Origin of the sequence: Corallococcus sp. EGB (assembly GCF_019968905.1) — a bacterium.
In the GTDB taxonomy this organism is placed as follows: Bacteria; Myxococcota; Myxococcia; order Myxococcales; family Myxococcaceae; genus Corallococcus.
Map to the genome: position 1 here is coordinate 4355913 of NZ_CP079946.1, position 1107 is coordinate 4357019.

The following is a 1107-nucleotide window of genomic DNA, read 5'->3' on the forward strand; positions in this document are numbered from 1 at the left end:
GGAACTGGCGAGGCTCGCACGCCTTGAGCGGGCCCGGGTCACGGTGGCGCGTCAGGTCTCATCCGGACACATTGCCCAGGCTCTTCTCCACGACGGGCAGGTCCGCGCTCCGAGCTCCTGACGTCGCGGCGGCCCTGGTGTAGAGGAGGCGGATGAACGAAGTGAACCTGGTGGAGTTCGCCCGGCGGTTCGAACGCAAGCAGGCCGCCTCCGTGGCGGCCCTGGCCACGGAGTCCGCCCCGCTCGCCGACGGCTGGATGGTGTTCGGTGCCGTGGGCTCCTACATCAACAAGTCGTGCGGCTATGGCTTCGAGCGCGGCGTCACGGACGCGGAGCTGGACGCGCTGGTGGCCTTCTTCGCGTCGCGCGGGGTGGAGCCGAAGGCGGAGCTGAGCCCCTTCGCGCCGCCATCCCTGCTGAAGGGGCTGGCGGACCGCGGCTTCGTGCTGCGCGAGTTCGAGACGGTGCTCTACCGCCCGCTGCGCGCGGGAGAGGACCTGTCGAGGATGGCGCAAGCGGCCCCCGCCGGGCTGCGCGTCGAGCGGGTGGATCCATCCGACGAAGCGGCGGTGTGTCAGTTCGTGGAACTCTCCGGCAGCGGGTTCGTCCCGGAAGGCGAGTCCATGCCGGAGGTGTTCCGGGACGCAGGGCTGAAGGGGGCACGCAACCCCACCACGGACTCCTACGTGGCATGGCTCGAGGGTGTGGCGGTGGGGGCCGGGAGCTGCGAGGTGAGTGACGGGCTCACGTCGCTGTATGGCACGTCGGTGCTGCCCGCGTACCGGCGACGGGGCGTGCAGCAGGCGCTCATCGCCGCGCGCCTCCAGCGAGGGCTGGAGAAGGGCTCCGACCTGGCCACCATCATGTCCGCGCCCGGCATCCCCACGGAGCGCAACGCCATGCGCCTGGGCTTCCAGATGGCCTACTCACGCGTCGTGCTGGTGAAGCCCGGTGCGGGGCTGGTGCCGTCACCCTGAGCGGACACGGAGACCGCAGCGGCACGGTGGACGCCAGGGGCACCGGCACGTCGCGCGGGTTGGGCCCCCCGGAACGTGCCGCGCCTGGCCTGCGCGCGGGCACCTCCCGGGGACGGCCCTGTCAGCCCCT

At 72.0% G+C, this 1107-nt stretch carries 1 protein-coding gene; it reads left to right on the top strand.

Translation table 11 applies throughout. From position 1 onward, the window contains the following. Positions 1–152: 152 nt before the first annotated feature. Positions 153–977, top strand: coding sequence for a GNAT family N-acetyltransferase (locus KYK13_RS18400; RefSeq protein ID WP_223645991.1), 825 nt, complete (start codon positions 153–155; stop codon positions 975–977). Positions 978–1107 lie beyond the last annotated feature (130 nt).